We start from the raw sequence: 23,763 nt of genomic DNA on the forward strand, positions 1-23,763 counted from the left end.
ACCGGAAGCGCAAGGCATCGTTCATGCCATTTCCCTTTGAATGATCGTTCGGGCAGGGCGTAAGTGTTCATCTCCCGGCGCGCTGACGCCGTGCCTACATCAGGATTTTTTCTGGTTGAGGGTCACGATCAGGTCATGCACGCCGTCACCCGCCGCACGGATGAACTCTCCGTAGAACTCCTTGCCTTTGAGTAGCAGCGGCGAACCACTCAGTGAGTCGGCAGCGGCATCAACGGCAGCACCGCCGAAGTCCTCGCCCATCGCAGCAACACTGCGGGTCCGGGCAGCGGGATCGTCATAGGGCTTCTGATACCAGCTGGATATCTGGTATTCGATACCTTCTTTTTCGAACTGAGTGTTCAGGTGAGTCGCCAGGGCGATGAGCGACTCGCGCATCAGTGTCGGGTCTACATCCTGTGCCTTCATGAAAGCCTCCACTCGTACCTGTGCAGCGGCGATCAAGTCAGCATGGGTATAGCCCTCCATCGGCGGGAACATACCATCGGGAAGTTTCATGCCAGGGGTGTAGGGCTGGTATTGGCCATTTTTATCGTGCATGAAGAACTCCTTGGCATAAGCGGAAGAGAATGTCGCCGGAAGCAGTACACAGGCTCCCAGCACGAGGGGGATCACCGAGCTCAGTCGCAGTCGTGCGCTGATGCTCTTTCGGGCCGATTTACCATCGGCCGCAGGTGCACAGGCACCGAATAATGGGCGGTTCAAACCGTCTCTCCTTGCAACCACCAAGCGGCGGGTCCCTGTTTCAATGTTCCGCACGGACAGCCCGGCGGAGGGGGAAAGCATACCGCCAGGCCTGAGACAACGTTTTTCATCACTTGCTTCCCACAACCAGGCCTCGCGGCACATAGGAAGACGTCGCGGCCGGCGCCGGCGTTACGACTGGCTCGACCGCAACGGCCTTGACCACGGCCTTCACCTCAACCACCTCGGCAGGCGCACCGCTCACCACCGTGCCCTGCGCCACCTGCTGGGTGGCGAAGCGTGCGTCCAGCCAGTCGGCCCAGTAGGCGGCGCGGCGCATCACCTGCTGGCGGTAGCGGGCGTTGATCGCCGGAGTGCGCGAGTGGTAGTTGGCGACCCGCGTCCACAGGTCGCCACGGTCGTTGCGCACATGGCCGCGGATGCGCCAGGCGGCCAGCTCGTAGGAGTAGCAACCGCCCTGCTCGACATCCTCCGGGGTGATGCCGTAGCGCGACAACTCGCGCAGGTAACTGGTGTTGAACTGCATCGGCCCGACGTCGTAGGTGCCGTTGCTGTTGCGCACCCATTGGCCGGGCTTGCCGCCTTCCTGGCCGGCCACGGCGAGGACGATGTTCACCGGCAACTCGTATTTGACCGCGGCCATGATCGAACACACGACGGGTTCGGTCAGGGCGGGTGGCGGGACATCGGCAACGAATGGCATGGCGGCGCGCCTCAGATGACCCTGCCGAACTTGTCGTTGATCGACTTGGTCGCGTCCGGATCGGCCTTCGGACAGCTGTCGAGGAAGGACTGGCGGGCGTTGGCGGTCTGGCTCAGCTTGATCTTGCCCTTCTTCTTCTTGACGATGTCGAAGTAGTCGGCCACCGGGCCGTCGCAGTTTTCCACCACACCGGCGCCCTTGAGCTTGCCCCACATGCACAGCACGGTGGCGCAAGGGTCGCGGGCCTCGGCGGGGAGGGCGACGGCGAAGGTGGCAGCCATCAATACCGTGGGAATCATCTTTACAATTTTCATGAGCATTCCTTTGTTCAGGCTTTTTCCTGTTTGCTGTCGCGGTAGGCCGCCACCTCGTCTGCCGGATCGAAACTGCGACTAGAAGAAGCGGTGTCCAGACTGGAACTCTTGCTGGAGCCTGGTTTGGATATTTCAGCCGCCAGCTTCCCACCCATGGTTTTATCAATACGTGCTTGTGCCATGCGCCCCACACCTGAAACCAGCTGCGCTCCCATGTCCAGTGCGATGCGCCCGGCTTTGCCAGCTCCACTTGAAGGCTTAGAACCTGCGCCAGGAGTGCCACTTGCGCCACTCTCGCCATTGCTGCTGGCGCTAGAGGGGGACCCAGATTCTCCTGCGCCATTTGCACCGCCCGCCTCTGCATTCGAGCCCGAACTGTTGCCATCCCCGGCCTCGGTGCCACCGCCTTCCGAGCCCGCCGAACCCTGTGTGCCAGCCTCGGACATTCCGTCGCCAGTCGATGTTGCAGACATCGCCGCACTGGCAGCGCCGCCGTCCACTCCAGCGGACGCAGCGCTGGCAAGACCCATGGCAGAATTCAAAGGACTGGCGCTGGCGCTTGAATTGCCTGAATTGCTTGAATTACTACCGAACATACCGGCAATGCGGGACGAAATGTCGTTACCCGCTGCAACACTGGCCTGCGAGCTTTTAAAGGCTGCATACATTGATTGCCCAGTGCCTGCTGCATTAGCCAAGGTGGAGCCGGCGGCAGAGGCACCGCCACTGAATACCGATGCTCCAGCCGACGCTGCCATGGTCGCTGCGCTTGCGAGAGTTGCCAGCCCCATGGTGTTGCCTATGCCACCGCCGCCAATGCTGGAGCCACTGATAACGCCTGCCAGCAATGGCGGTATCTTGGCAATCAGCGCCATCAGCACCACGCAACATACGAGCAGAGCCGCCATGGCTTTGAGATTGGCGCCGTTGATGCTCGCTGACATTGCGGCGTAATACTGATCCAGAAATGTCTTTCCCACCGACAGCAGCAGCAACATCGCTAGGATCTGCACGGCCATGCCCAGCACAGTCTTGAAATAGTTGATGGCCATATCCGAAGTCCAGCGAGCACCGCCAAACCCCAAGAAAAAGATACCGGCGTAAGCGAGGAACCAGGCGGACACTGTCAGTAAAAGCATGTTGATGGCGATGACCACCAAGACCATCAGTATCCCTAACCCCATGAGCACACCCGCGAAGCTAATCGCGATCTTGCTAGGCCACATCGACATGTTATCGACGATCTTGGCAAATATATCGAAACCGAGCTGAACGATGTCCGAAGGGCTAAGACCGAATTTATCGTTATAAACCGGCAACCCTCCCGCTTGTGAGCCCAGCTTGGATAACGACTTGACCAAGGTGTCTGCGAAATTGGGGCCATTTTGAAGCAGCCACCAATAAAAACCGACAAACATGATGAAGCGCAACATCTCGGCAAAGAACTCGCCGATGTCAGCTTTGCGTAATGCCATCAACCCAAAGGTCCAGACCATGCTGATGACCGCGAGCGTCCAAAACAATCGCGTGGCGGCCGCCATGATGAGCGTCCGCCACCCTTTGGCGGCCTGACTGAACCGTTGAAGAATGGTATCGAAAAAGCCAATGTCAGGCGCTGAATCTGCTGCGTTGGCGTGTACTGCGAGCAACAGTATTACAACCCCCAGTACGACGGGGGCTACAGACAAGGGTCCATTCTTGAGTTTCATATCGTCCGGTCAATCCGCTCAAAAGGTCTCGGGCACTCGGTGTTTATAACCACCACGTGTCATGCAACGTTCTACAAGAGAATCCCGGCTTTTACTTTCCGGGAGTGTCTTCCAGAATCGAGGCGTGCAGGTTTCCGAGGTGGCTTCGATCCTAAGTTCTTCCTTCTCCAGGCAACCCGCCAACAATGCTGCCAGAAGCAGCATTGCCCAGCGGAGCCGGTTCATCGAGCGTCCAGGACTCACCGGGTCATGCACCCTTCGACCAAGGTGTCTCGCTTAGCGTCTTCTGGAAGCGTCTTGAGATGTTCGGTCGCGCAGTTTTTATCGTTTATTTCATAGTCAGCATTGCCTTTATTGCAGGCGCCGAGCGCGACGATGGCCATCACGAATATGAATGATTTAATTACTTTTTTCATGGGCTGGATCCTTACCAGGTTTCTGCGGGGACTTTTTTGTAGCTGCCACTGGTCATGTTTCTTTCTGCAGCAGTTTCTCGTGCCTGAGCATCTTGATCTGCCGCTGATTTCGCGGCCAGTGCATTCTGCTGCGCCAGCATCAGGCCACGGATTTGCAGCAATTGGTTAGCTTGCTGGCTCGCGATCTGGCTGGCATATTGTATTGCCTTTACTTGGCCATCCGCAGAGGCGGCAGCGGACTGTAGTTGCTCAAGACGTCGGGCGTCAGACTTTAGGTTTTGCTGTTGCTGCTCAATACCTTTGTACATCGCAATGTTAGCTTCCTTTTGCGCCGCCGAATATTGATCTTCCTGGGCCTCGATGGTCGCCTTGTCGTCGCTGGAGCAACCGCTCAATTGGAAGCAAGACGACCCCTTGTAGTAATTGACATCCTGAAATTTCGACAAATAGGAGTCCATGCTTCCAGCTTGGGTGGTGTAATAGTTGAGCATGTCCTGCGCATTCATCAACTTGTTGATAGTCGAATTAGCTTCATCCCAGATATAGGCGGCTGGCGCGACCGTGTTCTTGATCATGTTCTCGTACTGATCAAGCTGCGTCTTGTACTGGTTGATCTGCGTCGCATATTCCTCGACTTGCTTGAGCGTCTGGGCGACATTCTCGACGGCGGAGATAGTGCCCTGTGAGAGGCTGGCCCCGTCGATGACCGGAATACCGGCATTGGCCTGCAGGGCAAATCCGAGGCTGACGAAAAAGGTAATGGCAGGTTTGAACAGATGCGTAGCCTTCATGCTTCTCTCCTTGGCAATGGGTCAGTAATCGAAAGACTTATAGGGCTTCGAGAACGTCATGTCCTTGGTCACCATCACATTGAAGCGATAGCCCGGGCGAATCTCAAGGGTAGGGGCGATGTTGAGGTTCTTCGCAATCATCTGAGCGGTAACCTGGCCCAGCTGCTGGCCGAGGGCTTCGCTCATGGCGCTGCTGGCAGTTTCGCGGTCGTCGCCGTTGCCACTGGCACGATCCTGGCTGAGGCTGATACCCGCCACGATACCGGACATCAACAGGGCCGAGCCGAAGATCCGCACGTAGTGGTTGTTCGTCTGATCGTTCATTCCGGAGTAACCCGCGCTGTCCGCCCCAGGCATCGAACCAATATCCATTGCCTTGCCGTCAGGGAAGATGATCCGCTGCCAGGCCACCAGCACCCGTGACTGCCCGTAGGCTACGTCGCTCGAATAGGAACCGACCAAGCGCGAACCTTGCGGGACCAGCAAGTGCTTGCCGGTAGGTGTGTCGTACACACTCTGGGTAACCTGAGCCATGATCTGCCCAGGCAGGTCAGAGTTGATCCCGGATACCAGCAGGGCCGGTATCACGAAGCCCGCACGAAGCTCATAGGGGCTGCGCGGCGCCTCGATGGCAGTGTCGAGCCGCCAGCGGTCGCTTTCACCTGATGCCCCAAACTGGTTGTAGTTCTTACCGTTGCCTGCCACGGCCTGCAGCAAGAACGGCGATTCGCCCTGGGCTGCACCGCCCGCGCCACCACCGCCGATGCCCGCTGCACGCATCTCTGCCAGTCGGGCTTTGTAAGCAGCAGTGGGATCGCTGTGCGACTGTTCCTGCAAACGCTGACGAGCGGCGGCAATTCGCGCTAGCGCCTCCTGCTGGCTGACCGCGCCACCGGCAACCGCGCTTGAGCCAATACTGCGCGGCGCCTCCACACGTACCGTGCTGCGCGCTTTCACCGCGTCCTGGAACTGTTGCATCTTCATGCGGCGAATGCGCTCGAGTTCGTCGGCGTTGACATCCGGCGGCAACTCGCGCGGTGGCATTGGCGGCGCGTCGAGATTGGTCGGGCGCACCACCTGCAAACCGGCGGGCTGTGCTTGCACGTTGTCCAGCGCTGGCAATGTCGGTGGTTCGGCCTTGCTCGGGATAATTCCGTCCGAATCGATGCCCCTGATCTGCTGGGCGAACAGGCTGCTGTTGCCTGCCTTCTCGGCTTCCTTTTCCACCGGCTTGTTCTGATTTTCGGCACGATCAGCGGCGACCATCAGCATGATCAGCAAAAAGATCATGGCGGCACCGCCGATGATGTACATCGGCCAGTTGTTGACCCGGCGCACACCGCTTTTGCGGTTCAACTTGCCGGGCGAAGCGTCCGGGGACATGGCATCGTTCATGTTACTCATTGCTCGTCACTCCTTGCGCACCCAGGCTCCAGCGGCCAGCAGGCGGCCGTTCTGCACCGCGTAGACGCGGCTCAGCGACTCACGCCCGACCAGCAGGGTGACGCGGAACAGCTCGCTGTCCTTGGGCGCGTCGACGATGTAGTTGACCGCCAGCGGGGCTACCTTGCCGGCGGGGGCCGGAGCGGGCTGCGCCTTCGGGTCGAATTCCTGCACCGAGAAGCCCGAGGCGCGCAGCGTTTTGACCAGCGACAGGCCGTAACCGTCGGACGCTTCCTGGTTGATCCGCAAGTGGGTGCTGGCTGGCGGATGCACCACGGCCAACTGGCGCACGCTGGCGGCAGCCAGTTGCTGGTTGATCGCCGGCGAGCTGCGCTCGGCGAAGTTGCCGTATGGGCCGCTGGCACAGGCGCTGAGGGCGAGGCTGGCAAACAGGGCAATCCATGCTCGCATCATCATTTACCCCGCTGAATGGTGACACGGTCCTGCGACTTGCCGACGCCGGCAATCAGGATCGCCTTGTCGAACACCGTGTCGACGATGTAGCGGTCACCCTGGACGCGGTAGTTGACCATCACGGTCTCGTCATCGCTGAACCAGCCGCCATCCTTGCGCACTACCAGAAGCGACGGCGCTTCGGTCTGGGCCATGCTGCGCGGCATCTGGATGATGGTCTTGGTACCGTCGTTGTAAACCCGTACCGGCTTCCACGAGGTGTCGCCATCGACCTTGTAGTCGAAGCTCAGGTTGCCCAGGTACTCACCAGTTTCCGGGATGGTCGCTTTCTTGCGCTCGGTCGCTTCGCGGTTCTTTATCAGGTTCCATTTCGCCAGCGCCTCTTCCGGGTAGGTGAAGGCGACCTGCGGCATGTACTGGGTACGGTGCGAGCGCAGCTTGAAGTGGTAAGTGCGGCGGTTGGTAGTGACTACCAGGGAGGTCTCCAGGCCAACGTCCATCGGCTTGATGATCAGGTGCTGCACTTCACTTTCGCCGACGCCGGTGATGGCCGGTTCGACCGTCCAGCGCGCGGTGTCGCCGAGGTTGATCGAGTTCACCTGCTCACCGGCCTGCAGGGCGATGTCGCATACCTGCAGCACTGCGCATACGATGCTTGGCTGCTGAGCGCCAAAGATGAAGCGCGCAGTGCCATCGCCGCCGTCCACCGGCTTGATACCGGTGGCGCTGGCCTGCTGCCAGCGCTGGGAGATGGCCAGCGCGGCCTTCTCCTGCGGGGTCAGGGTCGGGTTGCTGTCGGAGAAGTACAGATCGGCCTGGCTGGTTCCTGGCGCGGCCTGCGCGAACGCAGGCAGAAGTGCCGCGAGCATCGCACAAAGGTAACGGTTCATGGTCGGTCTCTCAGAGTTGCTTGGACCAAGAGAAGTCGCGCACGTAGGTCCCGATCGGGTTCATCCGTACTTGCTCTTCGCTGGTCTGGGTAGTGGGTTCGGCGGTGTAGGTGGTCACCAGAGCGCGCCAGTTGGCCTTACTCTTGATCAGGCCCTGACGGTCGCGGGTGACTTCCTCCCAATCCACCTGCCAGGTTTCCGGGGTCTGCTGCATCACCGAACGGATATCGACGCTGACAGTTTCCTCGGCAGCACGAAGGAACGGGCTCGACTCCTTGGTACCGTTGAGCCATTCGTTCATCTTCTGCGTTGCCGCGTCATTCGGCCCCAGCAGTGCATACAGGCGGAAAATCGATTTGCGCAGCAACGCAACGTCGGGGGTAACGGTGCGTGCATCGGCGATAAACGAGGCCACTTGCGACTTGACCACGCGCAGGTCGACCGGCCTGGCCACCTGGGCAGGCGCGACGGCCATCGGCTGACCGAGCTTGTCGACTTCCACCACGTAGGGCACAAACTTCGACTGGCTGCCAATGTGGATGATGCCGCCGACTCCGGCCAGGGCGACCATCATCGACAGGATGCCTACCACCTGCCAGGACTGGCGCGAGGTGATCACGCTGCCGACATGGTCGTTCCAGGTGCGGCGGGCGGTCAGGTACGGGTTGTCGAGCAAGGCGCCCTTGGGTCCATCGGTCTTGGCTTCACCCGTCTTGGCTGGGCGTTTCATGACCATTCCCTTGATGCTTTCAGCGAGGCTCATGCGGCCACTCCATAGTCATTCAATCTGAGGCCCCTGGCCGCCAGCCACTCCGCCACCCAGGCGTCACCATACTTGGCTTCCAGGCGCTTGATGGCAGCCACCGACTCTTTGTCGGACGAGCCGACGAAGGCCAAGGCCAACGGGCCCAGGGCCAGGTCGTAGAGGCGTCGGCCGTTCTCCGACACGTAGTAGTACTGGCGCTTGGGGATCGCGGTGGCGAGGATTTCGATCTGCCGGGCGTTCAGGCCCATGCGCCGGTAGAGGGCTGCGGTGTCCTCGTCGCGGGCATACACGTTGGGTAGGAAGATCTTGGTCGCGGTCGATTCGACGATGACGTCGAGAATCCCCGAGTTGGCCGCATCCGAGAGGCTCTGGGTGGCCATCAGCACCAGGCAGTTGGCTTTACGCAGTACCTTCAACCATTCGCGGATCTTCTCGCGGAAGGCCGGGTGGCCAAGCATCAGCCAGGCTTCATCGAGGATGATCACCGCCGGCTGGCCCTTCAGCGCGCACTCGATGCGGCGGAACAGGTACAGCAGCACGGGCAGGGCGTACTTGTCGCCCAGGTTCATCAGTTCCTCGATCTCGAACACGGTGAAGTCGGACAGCGCCAGGCCGTCCTCTTCAGCGTCGAGCAGGTGGCCCATGGTGCCGTCCACGGTGTATTGGCGAAGGGTCTCGCGTACCGCCTCGTCCTGCACGATGATGCAGAACTCGGACAAGGTGCGCGAACCGTCGCGGTACATGGTCATCACCGCGTGGCCGATCTCGTTGCGCTGGGCGGCAGTGGTGTCGAGGCCATTGAGTGCCAGAATGGTGTCCAGCCACTCCATCGCCCAGGCACGGTCGCCTTTGGTTTCAAGGAACTGCAACGGGCAGAAGGCCAAGCGTTCGTCATCCGCTGCAACAGTGAAGTGGCGCCCTGACTGACCACCGCTTTCGGCGCGGATACCGGCCGCCAGCGGATACATGGACATGCCCTTGTCGAAGGCGAAGATCGACATGCCCTTGTAGCGGCGCAGCTGGGCGGCGATTAATGCCAGATGCGTGGATTTACCTGCACCGGTCGGGCCGAACATGAAGGTGTGGCCCAGGTCTCGCACATGCAGGTTGAGGCGGAACGGTGTGGCGCCACTGGTCACGCAGTGCATCAGCGCCGGCGACAGCGGCGGATAGAGCGGGCAGGGCGCATCCGCGCTACCGGTCCAGATACTGCTGGTAGGCAGCAGGTCGGCCAGATTGAGGGTGTTGATCAAAGGCCGGCGCACGTTCTCCACGCCATGGCCCGGCAGGCTGCCCAGGTAGGCGTCGAGGGTGTTGATGGTTTCGATACGGGCAGCGAAGCCCAGGCGCTCGATGGCCTTCTCGACGCTGCGTGCAGCCTCTTCCAACTGCGCGCGGTCCTCGTTCATGAGCACCACGACGCTGGTGTAGTAACCCTGCGCGACCAAACCGGAGTTGACCTCGGCAATTGCATCGGCAGCGTCCTGCACCATCGCCAGGGCGTCCTGGTCGATATTGCCGTTATTGGTATTGAACACCTGATCGAAGAAACCGCGGACTTTCTGCTTCCACTTCTTGCGGTACTTCTCCAGGTGCTGCACCGCTTCGTGCGTGTCCATGAAGATGAAACGGCTGGACCAACGGTATTCGCAAGGCAGTTCGGCCAACGCCGAAAGGATGCCCGGAGCCGACTCCAGCGGGAAGCCTTCGATGGCCACCACTTGGACGAAGTTGCGCCCGATCTTCGGCACCACGCCGCCCCAGAGCTCCTTGCCGCCGATCACAGCGTCGAGGTACATCGGGTTGCTTGGCAGCAGCACCGGCTGGCTTACACCGGTCACACAGAACTGCACCCAACTGAGCAGGTCGTCATGGGTGATTTCGGCACCTTCTTCGGTGACCATGCGGTTGCCCTTCAGGCGCGTCAGTTTCAGCACCGAAGACAGGCTGCCCTCGACACTGAGGCAATCGCGCTTGAACTGCTCGATGAGGTTGCGGGTGCGCGACTTGTGGTCCGGTGGTGGCGTGTCGTCGTCGAACATCAATTCGACGAACTTCTGCTGGGCCAGCATAGGCGGGAAGAATGTGAGGGTCAGCACGAAGTAGCCCTCGTACATGGTCCCCAGCGATTCGAAGTACGTCCGACGCTCTTCGTCCATTGCTCCGGTCAGGCTGTCGGCGAAATGCGACACGCCTTTGGCGGAGTAGTTCGAGGCCGGGCGGCGCACTGCATCGACGTGAATCATCCAGCCATTGCCCAGGCCGGCCAGCGCCTGGTTGATGCGCAGCGAAACCAGCTCCCGCTGGGCCTCGGTGCTGCTGGCATTGTCATCACCCCGGTACAGCCAGGCCGCCATGAAGGCACCGTTCTTGCCTACGATCACACCGTCATCAACCATTGCTGCATGGTTGAGCAGGTCTGCCAGACCAGCATCCTTGGAGCGATGCTTTTTCAGCTTGAGCTCGGCATCCACCTGCAACAGACGCTGGATCAGCAGCAGGACCAGCAAGGCACCGAGGGCTGCGATGGCATACGCAATACCTTCGATCATTTGTATTGACTTCCCTGACTTGGAGGATTGTCCCTGAACGGCGTGCTACGTGCCGCGTAGTAGGACTTGTAGCGCCGGTGGCGCAGGTAGACGAGGCGCATCTTCGGGTCGGACTTGGCCATCACGCGGAGCATGAACAGCGCGCCAAACCACAGCACCAGGCCGACTACGGTTGCCCGCATTTCTTGGGCACTGAAGATCAGCGCGAAAGCGAGCAATCCGGAGAACATCACCAGCTCGCGATCCCCGCCCATGAACAGGTTGTCGCGGTTGCCGGCCCGTCGGATGGGAATCGTGCGCAGGGCCATGGTTCAGACCAATCCCTGTACCAGGCTGTTCTGAGGCAGCAACTGAGCCAGTTCGGCGCTGGTGCCAAAGAAGCCGGTCATGATGTTGTTCGCACCAACGATCAGTGCCATTACCAGCACGAGGAAAATCAAGGTACGGAAGAAGCCATTGAGGTCCCCGCCGAAGATAAGTACACCACCGGCAACCACAATGCCGATGATCGACAAGGCGAAGGCGACAGGGCCGGTAACCGACTCACGCAGCGAGGTCAGCCAGCTTTCATAGGGTAGCGAACCGCCGCTGCTGGAGGCCGCGAACGCGTTCTCCGGAGCGACCATCACGGCTAGTACCAAGAAGCTGAAGGCCAGGTAGCCAAACGTTTGTGCATTCATACGGAACAGCGAGGTGAAGGCTTGCATGTGCGATGTTTTCCTTAAAGGTTGCGCATGATGTAACGGCCGTTCTCATACCCGGAAACCTCGAGGATCTCCTGGATGCGTCGGCCTTCTGGGGTTCTGGCGATGGAAATGACGACGTGAACCGCTTCGCCAATCAGCGGCTCGATTTCGGCAGGCGCCGACTTGTTGCGGGAAACCAGGGATTTCAAACGGGTCAGCCCTTCGCTGGCGCTGTTGGCGTGCAGGGTTGCCGCGCCGCCAGGGTGGCCGGTGTTCCAGGCATCGATCAGGTCGAGTGCCTCTTCGCCACGCACTTCGCCGACCAGAATGCGGTCCGGGCGCATGCGCAGCGAGGTCTTGAGCAGGTGGGTCATGCTGACGTCGACGGTGGTGTGGTACTGCACGAAGTTCTTTGCCGCACACTGAATCTCGCCGGTGTCCTCGATGATGAACACGCGCTCGCTGGGGAATTCCACGACCATTTCGTTGATGACCGCGTTGACCAGGGTTGTCTTGCCGGTACCGGTACCGCCGATGACCAGGATGTTGCGGTGATCGCGGATGGCGCGCTTGATGGCGTCGCACTGAATCGGCGTCATGATCGCCGACTCGACATACTGGTCGAGGGTGTAGATGGCCACCGCTTTTTTTCGAATGGCGAAGGTGGCGGCACGGACCACCGGTGGCAACTGGCCGGCGAAACGCGACCCATCGAGCGGCCACTCGCCTTCGAGCAACGGTTTGCTGCGGGTCACTTCCTTGCCGTGGAAGCCGGCCACCGTCTTGATGATGGATTCTGCCTGCGCCGGGCGCAGGTCACCGATGTGCTTCATCGGCTGGCCGAGCTTTTCAAGCCATAACTTACCGTCGCCATTGCACATCAACTCGACGGTCTGCGGATCGTTGAGCGCATCGATGATGAGAGGGCCGGCATCGCGCTCCAGTTTTTTCTTGGCGCGATCTTTCAGGCTGGCAGCTTCAGCAATGTCCACACTAATCGTCCATGAATTAAATGCCGCCCACAGTCCGTGGGCAGGTCATTCAAGCTCCCTGCTCGGCAGGTCATCAAACTATGGGTGAATCGAAAACCTTCTCGCCCCGAAGTAATCTGCTATCGCTAGCGAAATTTCTTCGAATTCTGAGAGGCAATTCACAAGGGCGCGCAGATTACCCGAGCAACAAATGTTAACGAAATAGTAAATTTCTTACAGGCGTGTAAGCATTATCCTACAAGCTTGGAACTAGCGTTCCACCCCACATACACTTGGAATCAGCTGAAACACGCGTAGACACTGGGCTTCATCGTTGACCAGGATCAACGGATTCTGAAGTGGCCATCATTTTTGCCATTACCTATCGGCTCCAAAACCTGACGGAGTTCACATTTGCGCGCGACGTATTCTTACCTATCAACTGACATTAGCTCGGTTAGCAGCTAAGGCATCTAGACCAACTAACGACCCAACTTCCTTCGGCGACATCCATATGCCACTACGTGATATCAATTAGACATCAATTGCACTTTCCGTGGCGACACCTGCAACTAAAAAAAGTTCAGAGCAGTGGCATTTGGCCGCCTGGTGGGCAAAAAAGGGAGCAATCGAGTGCCTGCGCTTGCGCTCCCTCGAAGTCCAATTTGCGCATGGTCATGGCGAAACGTTGCGCCAGCAATTCAGCAAAGATGCCCTCGCCACGCATCCGCTTACCGAAACGGCTGTCATACAGCTCGCCACCTCGGCTTTGGCGAATCAGGCTCAACACATGGCTGGCGCGCTGCGGGTAATGGTCCTGCAGCCACTGCTCGAACAGCGGCGCCACTTCCAGCGGCAAGCGCAGCATCATGTAGGCCGCACTCTGTGCGCCGGCCTCCTTGGCGGCTTCGAGCAGGCGCTCCAGTTCGCTGTCGTTGATCATCGGGATCATCGGCGAACACAACACGCCCACCGGCACCCCCGCTTCGCGCAGCACGCGGATCGCCCGTAGCCGCGCCTTCGGGGACGCCGCACGGGGCTCCAGAACGCGCTTGAGGTCGTCGTCCAGGGTGGTCAGGCTGATCATCACCCGCGCCAGCCGCTGCTGGGCCATCTCGGCCAGCAGGTCGAGATCGCGCAGTATCAGCGAGCCTTTGGTGACGATGGTCACCGGATGGCGAAAACGCAGCAGCACCTCCAGCAGCCGCCGGGTCAACTGGTGCTCGCGCTCGATCGGCTGGTAAGGGTCGGTGTTGGAACCAAGGTTGATCGGCGCACAGACATAGCCTGGCTTGCTCAGTTGCTGTTCGAGCACTTCGGCGGCATTGGTCTTGGCGATCAGCTTGGTTTCGAAATCCAGGCCTGGGGACAAGTCCCAGTAGGCGTGGGACGGGCGCGCATAGCAGTAGATGCAGCCATGCTCGCAGCCTCGGTAAGGATTGATGGAACGGTCGAACGGCAGGTCGGGCGAGGTATTGCGGCTGATGACCGATTTGGCGGTCTCGATCCGTACCTCAGTGCCTTGAGTCAGCGGCACTTCCTGGTACCAACCGTCATCCTCGGCCACCGAATGGCTCGGTGCGAAGCGGTTATGAGGGTTGTGCGCCGTGCCACGGCCTTTTTGCGCTGCTGGAGGAATCATGGCTCACCCCGATACTGTATTCATATACAGTATCGGGATTGCCCGTTCGTTACCAGCGCCTCCGGTCAGGGCAAGCCTTACTCGGAGGGTTTCTTCAGCTTCGGATTGGGGAAGAACTGCACGGTCTGAACCTTGGCCGGCGCCGCCTTGGGAGCCAGGTGATTGACCCGGGTACCCAGCTCCTTGGGCACCGACAGGCCCTGTTCATTCAGGGTGTCGGTGAAGCCGCAGGCCACGCACTCGCGGTGCGGCACGTCGTCTTCGTTCCACATCATCAGCTTGTCCGGCTCGCTGCACGCCGGGCATACCGCCCCGGCGATGAAGCGCTTCTTGGTCTTGTTCACAGCTACCTCGCTCATGCCGCCGCGTCCTCGCTCAGCCCGCAGTGGCGCAGCAATGCATCGATGGAAGGCTCACGGCCACGGAAGTCGACGAACAGCACCATCGGCTCACGCGAACCGCCCCGGGCCAGGATCGCCTCGCGGAAGGCGCGGCCGGTTTCGGCGTTGAGCACGCCTTCTTCTTCAAAGCGCGAGAAGGCATCGGCCGACAGCACTTCGGCCCACTTATAGCTGTAGTACCCCGCCGCGTAACCGCCAGCGAAGATGTGCGCAAAGCTGTTGGGGAAACGGTTGTACGCCGGCGGGCGCATGACCGACACCTCGTCGCGCACGCCTTCGAGCACCTGCAGCACGCTGCGGCCATCGCCATGGCTGGCGTGCAGCTCGAAGTCGAACAGCGAGAACTCCAGCTGGCGCACCATCATCATGCCGGACTGGAAGTTCTTCGCTGCCAGCATCTTGTCCAGCAGGTCCTGGGGCAGGGCCGCTCCGGTCTCGTAGTGGCCGGAAATCAGCGCCAGGCCTTCCGGCTCCCAGCACCAGTTTTCCATGAACTGGCTCGGCAGCTCGACCGCATCCCAGGCAACGCCATTGATGCCGGACACGCCAGCATGCTCGATGCGGGTCAGCAGGTGGTGCAGGCCGTGGCCGAATTCGTGGAACAGGGTGGTGACTTCATCGTGGGTCAGCAGCGCAGGCTTGCCGGGCGCGGCCGGTGTGAAGTTGCACACCAGGTTGGCCACCGGGCTTTGCAGCTCGCCGACGGCGGTGCGGCGACGGTCGCGGGCGCCGTCCATCCAGGCACCGCCACGCTTGTTGGCGCGGGCATAGAGGTCGAAGAAGAAGCGACCGACGTGCTGGCCGTTTTCCTTGATCTCGAACAGGCGCACATCCGGGTGCCAGCTGTCGAAGCCCTTGAGTTCGGCGATTTCGATGCCGTACAGGCGTTGGACGATGCTGAACAGGCCGGACAATACCTTGTCGATCGGGAAGTAGGCGCGCAGGGTTTCCTGCGACACGCTGTAGCGTTGCTCGCGCAGCTTCTCGCCGAAGTAGCCGGCGTCCCAGCTGGCCAGCTCGGCGCAGCCTTGCTCGGCGGCGTAGGCCTTGAGCTGCTCCAGGTCCTGGGCAGCGAACGGCTTGGAACGCTTGGCCAGGTCGCGCAGGAAGCTCAGCACCTGATCGCTGGACTCGGCCATCTTGGTCGCCAGGCTCAGTTCGGCGTAGTTCTTGTAGCCCAGCAGGGCGGCCAACTCCTGACGCAGGTCGAGGATCTCGCGCATCACCGGGCCATTGTCGAACTGGCCGGCATTCGGGCCTTGGTCCGAGGCTCGGGTGCAGTACGCGGCGTACAGCTCTTCGCGCAAGGCGCGGTCGCTGGCGTAGGTCATCACCGCGTAGTAGCTGGGGAATTCCAGGGTGATCAGCCAGCCGTCGAGGCCCTTGGCCTGGGCGGCGGCGGCCATCTGCGCCTTGGCCGAATCGGTCAGGCCAGCCAGCGCGGCCTCGTCGGTCACGTGCTTGGTCCAGGCTTGAGTGGCGTCGAGCAGCTGGTTGGAGAAGCGGCTGCCCAGCTCACTGAGCTTGCTCTGCACTTCAGCGTAACGCTGCTGCTGGTCGGCCGGCAGGTCGATACCCGACAGGCGGAAGTCGCGCAGGGCGTGCTCGAGGATGGTTTTCTGGGCCACGTCGAAGCCTGCGGCTTCCGGGCTGCTGATCAAGGCTTCATAAGCTTCGAACAGCGCACGGTTCTGGCCCAGTTCGGTAGAGTAGGCACTCAAGGCCGGCAGGCAGGACTCGTAAGCCTCGCGCAGCTCCTTGCTGTTGCACACCGCATTGAGGTGGCTGACCGGGCTCCAGGCGGCGCCCAGGCGGTCATTGAGTTCGTCCATGGCCAGCACCAGGCCGGCCCAGGTGGGGTTCTTGCCTTGCTTTTCGAGGATCTCGGCAATGGCTTTGCGGTTGTCGGCCAGGATCGCTTCGATCGCCGGCAGCACGTGTTCGGCACGGATCGCCGAGAAGGGTGGCAGATCATAGGACTGCAGAAGTGGGTTGTTCGCACTCACGGTTTGGCTACCTTGGCAGAAGAAACACTGACCCATCTTAATTACAATCGACGCCGACCGCAGCAGGCAGCCTGCCTATCGGCACAGATGAGAGACCCTATCATGGCCATCCGAAGCTTCCAGCAACACACTCCGAAAGTTGGACTGCGGGCCTTCGTCGACCGTTCGGCGGTGGTGCTGGGCGACGTGGAGATCGGTGAAGACAGCTCGGTGTGGCCGCTGACGGTGATCCGCGGCGACATGCACCGCATCCGCATCGGCGCGCGCACCAGCGTGCAGGATGCCAGCGTGCTGCACATCACCCACGCCGGCCCGTTCAATCCCGACGGTTTTCCACTGATCATCGGCGACGAAGTAACCATTGGTCACAAAGTCATGCTGCATGGCTGTACCCTGGGCAACCGCATCCTGGTCGGCATGGGCAGCACGATCATGGACGGCGCCATCGTCGAAGACGAGGTGATCATTGGCGCCGGCAGCCTGGTGCCGCCCGGCAAGCGCCTGGAGAGCGGCTACCTGTACGTCGGCAGCCCGGTGAAACAGGCCCGGCCACTGTCCGACAAGGAGCGCGCCTTTTTCCCCTACAGCGCCGGCAACTACGTGAAGCTCAAGGACCAGCACCTGGCCGAAGGCTACGACCGCCCGGAATGAACCTGACTACCGAGACCTCCATGCACCAGCAGAACATCCTTTTCGACCTCGACGGCACCCTGACCGACCCGCGCCTGGGCATCACCCGTTCGATCCAGTACGCCCTGGCCAAGCTGGGCATCGACGAACCGGACTTGGCGCGCCTGGAACACTTCATTGGCCCACCCCTGCTGCAGGCCTTCATGCAGTACTACAGCTTCGATGAGGCCAAGGCGTGGGAGGCGGTGAATTTTTACCGCGAGCGTTTCCGCGTTACCGGGCTGTACGAAAACCTGGTCTTTGAAGGGGTGCCGGAATTGCTCGAGGCCCTGAATGGCCAGGGCCGTACCTTGTATATCGCGACGTCCAAGCCGTGGGAATTCGCTCACGAGATCGCCCGGCATTTCGCCTTTGATCATCACTTCAAGGTGATCTACGGCAGCGAGCTGGATGGCACTCGCACCAACAAGGTCGAGCTGATTCGTCACCTGCTGGACGAGGAGGGGCTGGATCCGGCGCAGACGCTGATGATCGGTGATCGCAAGCACGACCTGATCGGCGCGCGCAGCAACGGGCTGCAGGCGGTGGCGGTGGGGTATGGGTTTGGGAGCGCGGAAGAATTGACGGCGCATGCGCCGGAGTTTCATTTCGCGACCTTGGCCGAGATGCATCAGGCATTTATCAAGGCCTGAAGCAGAGTGGGGCTGCTTTGCAGCCCATCGCGGATGAATCCGCTCCTACAGGATTCATCCGCGATGGGGCGCGAAGCGGCCCCAGGACATCAACGCCGCCTTGCGCTCATCAGCCGGCAACCGCCCCAACACCTCAACCCGCTCATAAAACCGCGCCCAATCCCCGCCAACCTCGCGAAACACCGCCGCAAACGCCGGCACCCACTGGTCATACAGCCCAAACGGCAACAGCTTGGCATTGCTCATCGGCCCGTACATCCAGGCGTCATAGCGCTTGTCTCCCGCCCACTGGCTGTCCCGCACCTGCCGATACTCGCGCCGCAACCGCTCGAACTCGGCCTGCTTGGCTACCCGTTTGTGCGCATCATCCAGAGGCCCGACATAGATCGCCTGCAGCCGCTCACGACTGGCCAGCACCAAGCGGATGAACTGCTCGCGCTGCTGGCCCTGATCCCCCTGATCCGCTGCAAGCCCGCGCGCCACGCGCCATTGCCGCGTCCCCTCCTGCTCGACGAAGGTAGCGAAGGACTCGTTGAACTCGGTATCGTCCTGCACATAGACGCGCTGATGCGCCAGCTCATGAAAGATCAGCGTGGCCAGGCGCTCGTCCCCCCAGGCGACCATCGACGAGAGGATCGGGTCATCGAACCAGCCCAGTGTCGAGTAGGCTTCGACCCCGCCCACATAAACATCCATGCCTTGCTCACGCATTAGCGCCGCGGCCCCGCGCGCGGCACCCTGGCGGTAGTAACCGCGGTAGGCCACGCACCCAGCGATGGGGAAGCAATGCGTCACCGGCTGCAGCGACAGCTCGGGCGTGGCGAACACGTTCCACACCACATAGGGACGCCCCAGGTCGGCATACACCCGGTAGCTATCGTTATCCGGCAGCTTCAACTGCTCGCTGGCGAACACCCGCGCCTGCTCCGCGTGCTGCAAGCGGGCGCGTAATTGCGCGTTGCTGGCGGGGTCGGCGAGCACCTTTTCCACAGGTTGGCGCGCGCGCAGCAACTGCCACTGACCTTCGCCCAACTGGGCGTAATAGCCAAGGCTGCTGCAACCGTTCAGCAGAAAGGCACCCAGCACGGGAACCAACCCCCTGAAAACACGGTCGAGTGGCCCAGGGCCTGAGCGCTTCAAAAGAAAAAACCACACCATCTTGGGCAATCCAACTCGCTCACGGCCGACGCTCCAAGACTATCTCGCCAAGGGGGAGTTACGCCATGCGTGCACTGTTCGTCGCCGGTTCGTTGTTACTGGTATCGGCCTGTTCCACCCTGCCAGACCCCGACCCGAACCAGGCCTGGGTAGATCTGGCCCCACAGGATGAAAACTCGTTGCACGCCGTTCAGGTGGACGAACGCGACTGGGCCGACACCCGTTATTTCGAAGTCCAGCCCGGCAGCCACGAGCTGACCGTGCGGTACCAGTTTCCCGTCACACCCAGCAATATCGGCCCGGTCAATGAGCCGTTGTGGCGCGATTGCCAGCTGAACCTGACCTTCAAGGACTTCAATGCCGGGCAGCGCTACCAGTTGCAGGCCGGCAGCATTGGCTTCCGCCCATGGATCAAACTCTACGATCACCAGCAAAAACTGGTCGGCCAAGGGTTGCCAGCAGGTTGTCAGCGCACCTGAGCTGCGCAAACGGCGCTATGCTTGGGTATGTAATTCGCAAGTGGGAGTTTCACCATGCGCCAGCCCATGATGCTGATGGCCCTCAGTGCACTGGGGGGTTGCGCCAGCCCCTTGCCCCCCGTCGACGCAAAACAGGCCTGGATCGACCTCTACACCATCACCCCCGGCCGCGTGATCATGGCCGACAAGCTCGATGGTCAGCGCCTTGAAGACGGCCGCTATTTCCAGGTGACGCCTGGCAAGCACGAGTTGGTGGTGCGTTTCGATTATGAATTCTACGGTGGCGGGATAATGAACGAACCCAGGGATCGCACCTGCTACCTGACAGTGCGCTATGACAGCTTCAAAGCTGGCGAACGCTATCGCCTGGAAGCGCGTGCCCCCGCCATGCAGCCGCAGGTTCTGCTGTACGACGCCAGCCGCAAGGTGCTGGTCAACGAACCCAGCAACGTCTTCTGCATTCCCTGAATGCCTGAGGGCCGCAACGCGGCCCTCAACTTCTTCTACCGACCATTCTTCTGGTAAATGATCTTCTTGGTCCCGCCATCACAGCTGCCGATGATCATGTTCTGATCCTTGACCTCGCTGTTAGGTACGATCTCCAAGGTGTACGACTGAACACCCTGGGCCTGGATCTTGGCTTCGATCTCGGCTTTGAGTTCCTCGCACGGTTTGACCGCCGCCAGTGCAGAAGTGGCCAGCAGAGACGCCAGCACGGCGATTGCTACGCGGATCATGGAACGGCTCCTGGAAGGGCAGCAGCGCTGCCGACGCTGTTTAGACTACAGCAAACCGCCCCTGTTGCGCCGCTCAACCCACCAGCGTTGCATCCAGGCTGATCGTGGCGTTCAGCACCTTGGACACTGGGCAGCCTGCCTTGGCTTTGTTGGCGATCTCGATGAATTGCGCCTCGCTCGCCCCCGGCACCTTGGCCTTGAGAATCAGGTGCACAGCGGTGATGGCGAAGCCGTCCGATTGCTTGTCCAGGGTCACTTCGGCGATGGTGTCGATTCGGTCAGCTGTCAACCCGGCCTCACCGAGCATCATCGATAGCGCCATCGAGAAACACCCGGCATGGGCGGCGCCGATCAGCTCTTCAGGGTTGGTTCCCGGCGAGCCCTCGAAACGCGTGTTGAAACCGTAGGGGTTCTGCTTGAGCGCGCCGCTTTCGGTCGAAAGCAGGCCTTTGCCGTCCTTCAAGCCACCTTGCCAGATCGCCGATGCTGTCTTTTTCATGTTGCCTCCTGGTCACACGGTTACTTTGCCTATGGGTTCAGAGACCACCCGCCTACGGCAAGTTCAGCGCAATCGCACAACTAACATTGAATCCGCCGAATGTGCCCATACAGAGATGAAAAGGCCTTCGGCCAATCACTTTTGCGGAGGCTCCAATGACGCAGCTGCGTGACCTGAAAATTTCTACCCTCGACCTGGTGCCGGTGCGCGCCGACGGCGGCCCCGCGCAAGCGCTGCGCAATTCGCTGGACCTGGCGCAACACGTCGAGCGCTTTGGCTACAACCGTTTCTGGGTCGCCGAGCACCACAATATGGATGGCATCGCCAGCTCGGCGACCTCGGTACTGCTCGGCTACCTGGCCGGCGGCACCTCGACCATTCGAGTCGGCTCCGGTGGTGTCATGTTGCCCAACCATGCGCCACTGGTGATCGCTGAACAGTTCGGCACTCTGGCCAGCCTGTATCCGGGGCGCATCGACCTGGGCCTGGGCCGTGCGCCGGGCTCCGACCAGATGACCGCCCACGCCCTGCGCCGCGAGCGTTCGGGCAGCGCCGACGACTTCCCGGACGATGTCGAAGAATTGTCGCGCTACCTGGGCCCGCGCACCGATGATCAAAAAGTGATCGCCGTCCCGGGCCACGACACCGAGGTGCCCATGTGGCTGCTCGGCTCCAGCCTGTTCAGCGCACAACTGGCCGGCATGCGCGGCATGCCCTACGCCTTTGCCTCACATTTCGCACCGCGCTTCATGCATGAGGCGATCCGCGTGTACCGCAACCATTTCAAGCCGTCCACCACGCTGGACAAGCCTTACGTCATGCTGGGCATTCCCATGGTCGTGGCCGATAGCGACGAGCAGGCCGAATACCTGGCCACCTCGGTGTACCAGCGTATTCTGGCCCTGATACGCGGGCAGAGCCTGATGCAACGCCCACCCGTGGCCAGCATGGACGGGCTGTGGTTGCCGCATGAACGGGAGACGGTGGCCAGCTTCCTGGGGCTGGCGATGATTGGCAGCCCGCAGAAGGTAAAGGCCAAGGTGGAGGTGCTGCTCGAGCAGACTGGGGCGGATGAACTGATCTTTACCTGCGACCTGTATGAGCATGCGGACCGGGTCAGGTCGTATGAGTTGATGGCGCAGGCCTTGAATGCCGAGTGATCCCCTTCGCGGGGCAAGCCCGCTCCCACACGGACCCAGTGGGAGCGGGCTTGCCCCGCGAAGAATCCACCACTTACCCCCGGCGGTAGACGATTTCCTTGCTGCCGCCCTCACAGCTACCGACCACCTTGCCCGCCGGGTCGCCTTTCTTGACCACTTCCAGGGTGTACCCCTTCACACCTTTGGCATCCAGCTTGGCGGCAATTTCTGCCTTGAGTTCCTCGCAAGGCTTGCCGGCCGCTAGCGCGCCGCCGGCCAGCGTCATCAGACCCACCGCCAGAATCAATTTCTTCATCACTCGCATTCCTTGAACAGACGAACATTGAAAAGGCGCCAACGAAGGCGCCCCTTGACTGTATAACGCCATCATTCCCGGCGATACCATCCGGAAATGCTTCAGCTGTTGGCGATACGGAATCCTACTTTCAGCGTCACCTGGAAATGCGCCGCCTTGTTACCTTCGATATGGCCCCGGGTATCGACTACCTCGAACCACTCCAGGTGCTTGATGCTCTTGGCCGCTTCGGCCAAGGCATTGTTGATCGCCTCTTCGATGCTGGTGGGCGAGGAACCTACCAGCTCGATCTTCTTGTAGGTGTGATGATCGGTCATGAGCGCTCTCCTTGGATGACAGTGAAATTGAGCCTAGCAGCGCAGGCCTGATTTACCTGCGAGCCATCACCCTTCGGGAAAGTTCGATCGCACTTTCCCCACACGGCGCAGTCGCAATCTTTACAGCCCATACTGCAAAGGAGAGTCAACATGCACCGCAACTCGCTGCGTAAAACGTCCCTGGAAAGCATGGAAGCAGAGATCGAAAGCCTGCTGAAATCCTTGGAAAGCCTCAAGCACGACGCGTCGGAGGAGTCCCAGAAATCGGTGAAGGCCATCCGCAGCAACGCCGAAAGTGCGCTGAAACACTCGCGTAGCCTGATCAGTGATGCCTACGAGGAAGTGAAGACCCGCACCCGCGAGACCGGCATCGCCACCCGTGATTACGCTCAGGAACACCCGGTGACCACCGCAGGTGTAGCCATTGGCGCCCTCGGCCTGCTGGCCGCCTACCTGTTGTACCGCCGTAACTAACCTGCCTGCCGTTCCAGCTCGCGGCGCAGCCATTGCGCCAACTGCTCGGCGCGCCCGTCTGCGGCGCGCCGAGGCACCCATAAAGCCAGCGCTGCCGGGGTAGGTGAGAACCCCCACGGTGCGCTCAGGCGCCCGGCGCGCAAGTCGTCAGCTACTAGCGGCTGTGGCGCAATGGCGACGCCAAGGCCCGCGACTGCGGCCTCCAGCAGATAATACAAATGCTCGAAAGCCCGGCCGTACTTCAACGCGGAAGATGTCAGCCCCTGGTCCTCAGCCCAGGTTGGCCATGCCTGGGGACGCGATGTGGTATGCAGCAGCGCCTCATCCAGCAGGGCAGTGGCGGGAGCCCCACGCAACCTTTCGAAGCCGGCGAAATGCGGGCTGAGCACAGGCCCGATGCGCTCCTCGGCCAGTACATGGACCTGCATATCCGCAGGCCAGGGCGGTTCGGCATACACCAGTAACGCATCCAGGCCAGGCCGGCGCGGATCCAGGTCGCCTTCACCTGCCGAGAGGTGCAGGCGCAGTTCCGGCAGGTCAGCCTTCAAACGCCCAAGCCTGGGGATGAACCAGCGCGCCAGCAGGCTCCCCGAGCAACCCAGCACGAAAGGCGCCTCGCTGACATCCCGACTCAGCTCGGCGCACACGCTCCGCAGCCGGTCGAACGCTTCGCTGCTGGCATCACGCAGCCTGACACCGGCATCTGTGAGTTTGATGCCACGCCCGTCCTTGACGAACAGCGCCACGCCCAGATGCTCTTCAAGCACCTTGAGCTGCCGGCTGACCGCCCCATGCGTAACGTGCAGCGCCTCCGCCGCCTGGCTGACGCTGTTGAGTCGGGCAGTCGCCTCGAAGGCCCGCAGGGCATTCAGGGGAGGAAGGTCGTGGGCCATTT

Annotated in this window: 30 protein-coding genes; 6 read left to right on the plus strand and 24 right to left on the minus strand. The window is 61.0% G+C overall.

What is annotated here, in order from left to right:
- Positions 1 to 99: 99 nt before the first annotated feature.
- The 18 genes from ACIPZF_RS20785 to prlC all read right to left on the minus strand — a co-directional run bounded on the left by ACIPZF_RS20785 (position 100) and on the right by prlC (position 16,427).
- On the minus strand, positions 100 to 723 hold the full coding sequence (locus tag ACIPZF_RS20785) for a hypothetical protein (protein WP_400802628.1): 624 nt from the start codon (positions 721 to 723) through the stop codon (positions 100 to 102).
- A 109-nt stretch (positions 724 to 832) separates the two neighbouring features.
- Positions 833 to 1,426, minus strand: coding sequence for a muramidase (locus tag ACIPZF_RS20790; protein WP_400802630.1), 594 nt, complete (start codon positions 1,424 to 1,426; stop codon positions 833 to 835).
- Between the two features lie 11 nt (positions 1,427 to 1,437).
- Positions 1,438 to 1,740 carry a TrbM/KikA/MpfK family conjugal transfer protein gene (locus tag ACIPZF_RS20795; RefSeq protein WP_400802632.1) on the minus strand — a complete coding sequence of 101 codons (303 nt, stop codon included), beginning with the start codon at positions 1,738 to 1,740 and terminating at the stop codon, positions 1,438 to 1,440.
- A gap of 14 nt (positions 1,741 to 1,754) precedes the next feature.
- Positions 1,755 to 3,449, minus strand: coding sequence for a P-type conjugative transfer protein TrbL (gene trbL / locus ACIPZF_RS20800; RefSeq protein WP_400802634.1), 1,695 nt, complete (start codon positions 3,447 to 3,449; stop codon positions 1,755 to 1,757).
- An 18-nt stretch (positions 3,450 to 3,467) separates the two neighbouring features.
- Positions 3,468 to 3,674: an entry exclusion lipoprotein TrbK gene (gene trbK / locus ACIPZF_RS20805; RefSeq protein WP_400802636.1), complete on the minus strand. Its 207-nt coding sequence runs from the start codon at positions 3,672 to 3,674 to the stop codon at positions 3,468 to 3,470.
- A gap of 14 nt (positions 3,675 to 3,688) precedes the next feature.
- Positions 3,689 to 3,865, minus strand: coding sequence for an entry exclusion lipoprotein TrbK (trbK, locus tag ACIPZF_RS20810; RefSeq protein WP_400802638.1), 177 nt, complete (start codon positions 3,863 to 3,865; stop codon positions 3,689 to 3,691).
- Between the two features lie 11 nt (positions 3,866 to 3,876).
- Positions 3,877 to 4,656 (minus strand): P-type conjugative transfer protein TrbJ, encoded by a 780-nt coding sequence (trbJ, locus tag ACIPZF_RS20815; protein ID WP_400802641.1) that lies wholly within the window; start codon positions 4,654 to 4,656, stop codon positions 3,877 to 3,879.
- 21 nt (positions 4,657 to 4,677) lie between these two features.
- On the minus strand, positions 4,678 to 6,060 hold the full coding sequence (locus ACIPZF_RS20820; protein WP_400802643.1) for a TrbI/VirB10 family protein: 1,383 nt from the start codon (positions 6,058 to 6,060) through the stop codon (positions 4,678 to 4,680).
- Positions 6,061 to 6,066: 6 nt separating this feature from the next.
- Positions 6,067 to 6,510 (minus strand): conjugal transfer protein TrbH, encoded by a 444-nt coding sequence (locus ACIPZF_RS20825; protein ID WP_400802644.1) that lies wholly within the window; start codon positions 6,508 to 6,510, stop codon positions 6,067 to 6,069.
- A 2-nt stretch (positions 6,511 to 6,512) separates the two neighbouring features.
- Positions 6,513 to 7,403: a P-type conjugative transfer protein TrbG gene (gene trbG, locus ACIPZF_RS20830; protein ID WP_400802647.1), complete on the minus strand. Its 891-nt coding sequence runs from the start codon at positions 7,401 to 7,403 to the stop codon at positions 6,513 to 6,515.
- Positions 7,404 to 7,413: 10 nt separating this feature from the next.
- Positions 7,414 to 8,166, minus strand: a complete 753-nt coding sequence (locus ACIPZF_RS20835) for a conjugal transfer protein TrbF (RefSeq protein WP_400802650.1) — start codon at positions 8,164 to 8,166, stop codon at positions 7,414 to 7,416.
- Complete coding sequence (locus tag ACIPZF_RS20840; protein WP_400802653.1) at positions 8,163 to 10,721, minus strand: VirB4 family type IV secretion/conjugal transfer ATPase; 2,559 nt, start codon at positions 10,719 to 10,721, stop codon at positions 8,163 to 8,165. Before ACIPZF_RS20840 ends, ACIPZF_RS20835 begins: the two co-directional genes overlap by 4 nt.
- Positions 10,718 to 11,029, minus strand: a complete 312-nt coding sequence (locus ACIPZF_RS20845) for a conjugal transfer protein TrbD (protein ID WP_400802655.1) — start codon at positions 11,027 to 11,029, stop codon at positions 10,718 to 10,720. Before ACIPZF_RS20845 ends, ACIPZF_RS20840 begins: the two co-directional genes overlap by 4 nt.
- 3 nt (positions 11,030 to 11,032) lie before the next feature.
- Positions 11,033 to 11,428 carry a conjugal transfer system pilin TrbC gene (trbC, locus tag ACIPZF_RS20850; RefSeq protein ID WP_400802658.1) on the minus strand — a complete coding sequence of 132 codons (396 nt, stop codon included), beginning with the start codon at positions 11,426 to 11,428 and terminating at the stop codon, positions 11,033 to 11,035.
- 14 nt (positions 11,429 to 11,442) lie between these two features.
- The gene (gene trbB, locus ACIPZF_RS20855) at positions 11,443 to 12,393 is read right to left on the minus strand and encodes a P-type conjugative transfer ATPase TrbB (protein ID WP_400802792.1); all 951 of its coding nucleotides are present in this window, start codon (positions 12,391 to 12,393) and stop codon (positions 11,443 to 11,445) included.
- 568 nt (positions 12,394 to 12,961) lie between these two features.
- Entirely contained in the window at positions 12,962 to 14,020 is a 1,059-nt protein-coding gene (locus tag ACIPZF_RS20860) for a PA0069 family radical SAM protein (protein WP_400802661.1), read from the minus strand.
- A gap of 77 nt (positions 14,021 to 14,097) precedes the next feature.
- On the minus strand, positions 14,098 to 14,379 hold the full coding sequence (locus tag ACIPZF_RS20865; protein ID WP_400802664.1) for a YheV family putative zinc ribbon protein: 282 nt from the start codon (positions 14,377 to 14,379) through the stop codon (positions 14,098 to 14,100).
- A complete protein-coding gene (prlC, locus tag ACIPZF_RS20870; RefSeq protein ID WP_400802666.1) occupies positions 14,376 to 16,427 on the minus strand; it encodes an oligopeptidase A in 2,052 nt (683 codons plus the stop codon). The genes ACIPZF_RS20865 and prlC overlap by 4 nt, the downstream gene beginning before the upstream one ends.
- A 102-nt stretch (positions 16,428 to 16,529) precedes the next feature.
- On the opposite strand from prlC, the gene ACIPZF_RS20875 reads away from it, so the two are divergent.
- Both ACIPZF_RS20875 and ACIPZF_RS20880 read left to right on the plus strand, forming a co-directional pair.
- Complete coding sequence (locus ACIPZF_RS20875; RefSeq protein ID WP_400802669.1) at positions 16,530 to 17,078, plus strand: gamma carbonic anhydrase family protein; 549 nt, start codon at positions 16,530 to 16,532, stop codon at positions 17,076 to 17,078.
- A gap of 20 nt (positions 17,079 to 17,098) precedes the next feature.
- A complete protein-coding gene (locus tag ACIPZF_RS20880; protein ID WP_400802795.1) occupies positions 17,099 to 17,749 on the plus strand; it encodes an HAD family hydrolase in 651 nt (216 codons plus the stop codon).
- A 54-nt stretch (positions 17,750 to 17,803) separates the two neighbouring features.
- Here the strand turns inward: ACIPZF_RS20880 and ACIPZF_RS20885 are convergent, their stop codons facing one another.
- Positions 17,804 to 18,889 carry an aminopeptidase gene (locus ACIPZF_RS20885; protein ID WP_400802672.1) on the minus strand — a complete coding sequence of 362 codons (1,086 nt, stop codon included), beginning with the start codon at positions 18,887 to 18,889 and terminating at the stop codon, positions 17,804 to 17,806.
- Positions 18,890 to 18,972: 83 nt separating this feature from the next.
- On the opposite strand from ACIPZF_RS20885, the gene ACIPZF_RS20890 reads away from it, so the two are divergent.
- Both ACIPZF_RS20890 and ACIPZF_RS20895 read left to right on the plus strand, forming a co-directional pair.
- On the plus strand, positions 18,973 to 19,386 hold the full coding sequence (locus ACIPZF_RS20890; RefSeq protein WP_400802675.1) for a hypothetical protein: 414 nt from the start codon (positions 18,973 to 18,975) through the stop codon (positions 19,384 to 19,386).
- Between the two features lie 54 nt (positions 19,387 to 19,440).
- The gene (locus ACIPZF_RS20895) at positions 19,441 to 19,854 is read left to right on the plus strand and encodes a hypothetical protein (protein WP_400802678.1); all 414 of its coding nucleotides are present in this window, start codon (positions 19,441 to 19,443) and stop codon (positions 19,852 to 19,854) included.
- Positions 19,855 to 19,889: 35 nt separating this feature from the next.
- On the opposite strand, the gene ACIPZF_RS20900 is transcribed toward ACIPZF_RS20895, so the two are convergent.
- Together ACIPZF_RS20900 and ACIPZF_RS20905 are read right to left on the minus strand one after the other, a co-directional pair.
- Entirely contained in the window at positions 19,890 to 20,123 is a 234-nt protein-coding gene (locus tag ACIPZF_RS20900; RefSeq protein ID WP_400802680.1) for a DUF1161 domain-containing protein, read from the minus strand.
- A 73-nt stretch (positions 20,124 to 20,196) separates the two neighbouring features.
- On the minus strand, positions 20,197 to 20,622 hold the full coding sequence (locus tag ACIPZF_RS20905) for an OsmC family protein (RefSeq protein WP_400802682.1): 426 nt from the start codon (positions 20,620 to 20,622) through the stop codon (positions 20,197 to 20,199).
- Between the two features lie 155 nt (positions 20,623 to 20,777).
- Between ACIPZF_RS20905 and ACIPZF_RS20910 the strand changes: the two genes are divergently transcribed.
- Positions 20,778 to 21,782 carry an LLM class flavin-dependent oxidoreductase gene (locus ACIPZF_RS20910; protein ID WP_400802685.1) on the plus strand — a complete coding sequence of 335 codons (1,005 nt, stop codon included), beginning with the start codon at positions 20,778 to 20,780 and terminating at the stop codon, positions 21,780 to 21,782.
- 73 nt (positions 21,783 to 21,855) lie between these two features.
- On the opposite strand, the gene ACIPZF_RS20915 is transcribed toward ACIPZF_RS20910, so the two are convergent.
- Positions 21,856 to 22,077 carry a DUF1161 domain-containing protein gene (locus ACIPZF_RS20915; protein WP_400802688.1) on the minus strand — a complete coding sequence of 74 codons (222 nt, stop codon included), beginning with the start codon at positions 22,075 to 22,077 and terminating at the stop codon, positions 21,856 to 21,858.
- A 101-nt stretch (positions 22,078 to 22,178) separates the two neighbouring features.
- On the minus strand, positions 22,179 to 22,394 hold the full coding sequence (locus ACIPZF_RS20920; RefSeq protein ID WP_400802690.1) for a dodecin: 216 nt from the start codon (positions 22,392 to 22,394) through the stop codon (positions 22,179 to 22,181).
- 150 nt (positions 22,395 to 22,544) lie between these two features.
- Between ACIPZF_RS20920 and ACIPZF_RS20925 the strand changes: the two genes are divergently transcribed.
- A complete protein-coding gene (locus tag ACIPZF_RS20925; RefSeq protein ID WP_400802693.1) occupies positions 22,545 to 22,868 on the plus strand; it encodes a YqjD family protein in 324 nt (107 codons plus the stop codon).
- On the opposite strand, the gene ACIPZF_RS20930 is transcribed toward ACIPZF_RS20925, so the two are convergent.
- Positions 22,865 to 23,761, minus strand: coding sequence for a LysR family transcriptional regulator (locus tag ACIPZF_RS20930; protein WP_400802696.1), 897 nt, complete (start codon positions 23,759 to 23,761; stop codon positions 22,865 to 22,867). The two genes, ACIPZF_RS20925 and ACIPZF_RS20930, sit on opposite strands and share 4 nt — an antisense overlap.
- Positions 23,762 to 23,763: the final 2 nt, after the last annotated feature.

This window comes from Pseudomonas sp. NPDC089752 (assembly GCF_044748725.1).
GTDB lineage: Bacteria > Pseudomonadota > Gammaproteobacteria > Pseudomonadales > Pseudomonadaceae > Aquipseudomonas.

Coding starts and splice junctions, on each gene's coding strand:
- trbJ (WP_400802641.1), bottom strand. CDS start 4,656: ATGAAGGCTACGCATCTGTTCAAACCTGCCATTACCTTTTTCGTCAGC.
- ACIPZF_RS20895 (WP_400802678.1), top strand. CDS start 19,441: ATGCGCCAGCCCATGATGCTGATGGCCCTCAGTGCACTGGGGGGTTGC.
- ACIPZF_RS20900 (WP_400802680.1), bottom strand. CDS start 20,123: ATGATCCGCGTAGCAATCGCCGTGCTGGCGTCTCTGCTGGCCACTTCT.
- ACIPZF_RS20875 (WP_400802669.1), top strand. CDS start 16,530: ATGGCCATCCGAAGCTTCCAGCAACACACTCCGAAAGTTGGACTGCGG.
- ACIPZF_RS20795 (WP_400802632.1), bottom strand. CDS start 1,740: ATGAAAATTGTAAAGATGATTCCCACGGTATTGATGGCTGCCACCTTC.
- ACIPZF_RS20890 (WP_400802675.1), top strand. CDS start 18,973: ATGCGTGCACTGTTCGTCGCCGGTTCGTTGTTACTGGTATCGGCCTGT.
- ACIPZF_RS20880 (WP_400802795.1), top strand. CDS start 17,099: ATGCACCAGCAGAACATCCTTTTCGACCTCGACGGCACCCTGACCGAC.
- ACIPZF_RS20845 (WP_400802655.1), bottom strand. CDS start 11,029: ATGGCCCTGCGCACGATTCCCATCCGACGGGCCGGCAACCGCGACAAC.
- ACIPZF_RS20825 (WP_400802644.1), bottom strand. CDS start 6,510: ATGCGAGCATGGATTGCCCTGTTTGCCAGCCTCGCCCTCAGCGCCTGT.
- ACIPZF_RS20910 (WP_400802685.1), top strand. CDS start 20,778: ATGACGCAGCTGCGTGACCTGAAAATTTCTACCCTCGACCTGGTGCCG.
- trbK (WP_400802638.1), bottom strand. CDS start 3,865: ATGAAAAAAGTAATTAAATCATTCATATTCGTGATGGCCATCGTCGCG.
- ACIPZF_RS20860 (WP_400802661.1), bottom strand. CDS start 14,020: ATGATTCCTCCAGCAGCGCAAAAAGGCCGTGGCACGGCGCACAACCCT.
- trbK (WP_400802636.1), bottom strand. CDS start 3,674: ATGAACCGGCTCCGCTGGGCAATGCTGCTTCTGGCAGCATTGTTGGCG.
- trbL (WP_400802634.1), bottom strand. CDS start 3,449: ATGAAACTCAAGAATGGACCCTTGTCTGTAGCCCCCGTCGTACTGGGG.
- ACIPZF_RS20915 (WP_400802688.1), bottom strand. CDS start 22,077: ATGAAGAAATTGATTCTGGCGGTGGGTCTGATGACGCTGGCCGGCGGC.
- ACIPZF_RS20905 (WP_400802682.1), bottom strand. CDS start 20,622: ATGAAAAAGACAGCATCGGCGATCTGGCAAGGTGGCTTGAAGGACGGC.
- ACIPZF_RS20930 (WP_400802696.1), bottom strand. CDS start 23,761: ATGGCCCACGACCTTCCTCCCCTGAATGCCCTGCGGGCCTTCGAGGCG.
- ACIPZF_RS20820 (WP_400802643.1), bottom strand. CDS start 6,060: ATGAGTAACATGAACGATGCCATGTCCCCGGACGCTTCGCCCGGCAAG.
- ACIPZF_RS20925 (WP_400802693.1), top strand. CDS start 22,545: ATGCACCGCAACTCGCTGCGTAAAACGTCCCTGGAAAGCATGGAAGCA.
- ACIPZF_RS20840 (WP_400802653.1), bottom strand. CDS start 10,721: ATGATCGAAGGTATTGCGTATGCCATCGCAGCCCTCGGTGCCTTGCTG.
- ACIPZF_RS20865 (WP_400802664.1), bottom strand. CDS start 14,379: ATGAGCGAGGTAGCTGTGAACAAGACCAAGAAGCGCTTCATCGCCGGG.
- trbC (WP_400802658.1), bottom strand. CDS start 11,428: ATGCAAGCCTTCACCTCGCTGTTCCGTATGAATGCACAAACGTTTGGC.
- ACIPZF_RS20835 (WP_400802650.1), bottom strand. CDS start 8,166: ATGAGCCTCGCTGAAAGCATCAAGGGAATGGTCATGAAACGCCCAGCC.
- ACIPZF_RS20790 (WP_400802630.1), bottom strand. CDS start 1,426: ATGCCATTCGTTGCCGATGTCCCGCCACCCGCCCTGACCGAACCCGTC.
- trbG (WP_400802647.1), bottom strand. CDS start 7,403: ATGAACCGTTACCTTTGTGCGATGCTCGCGGCACTTCTGCCTGCGTTC.
- ACIPZF_RS20920 (WP_400802690.1), bottom strand. CDS start 22,394: ATGACCGATCATCACACCTACAAGAAGATCGAGCTGGTAGGTTCCTCG.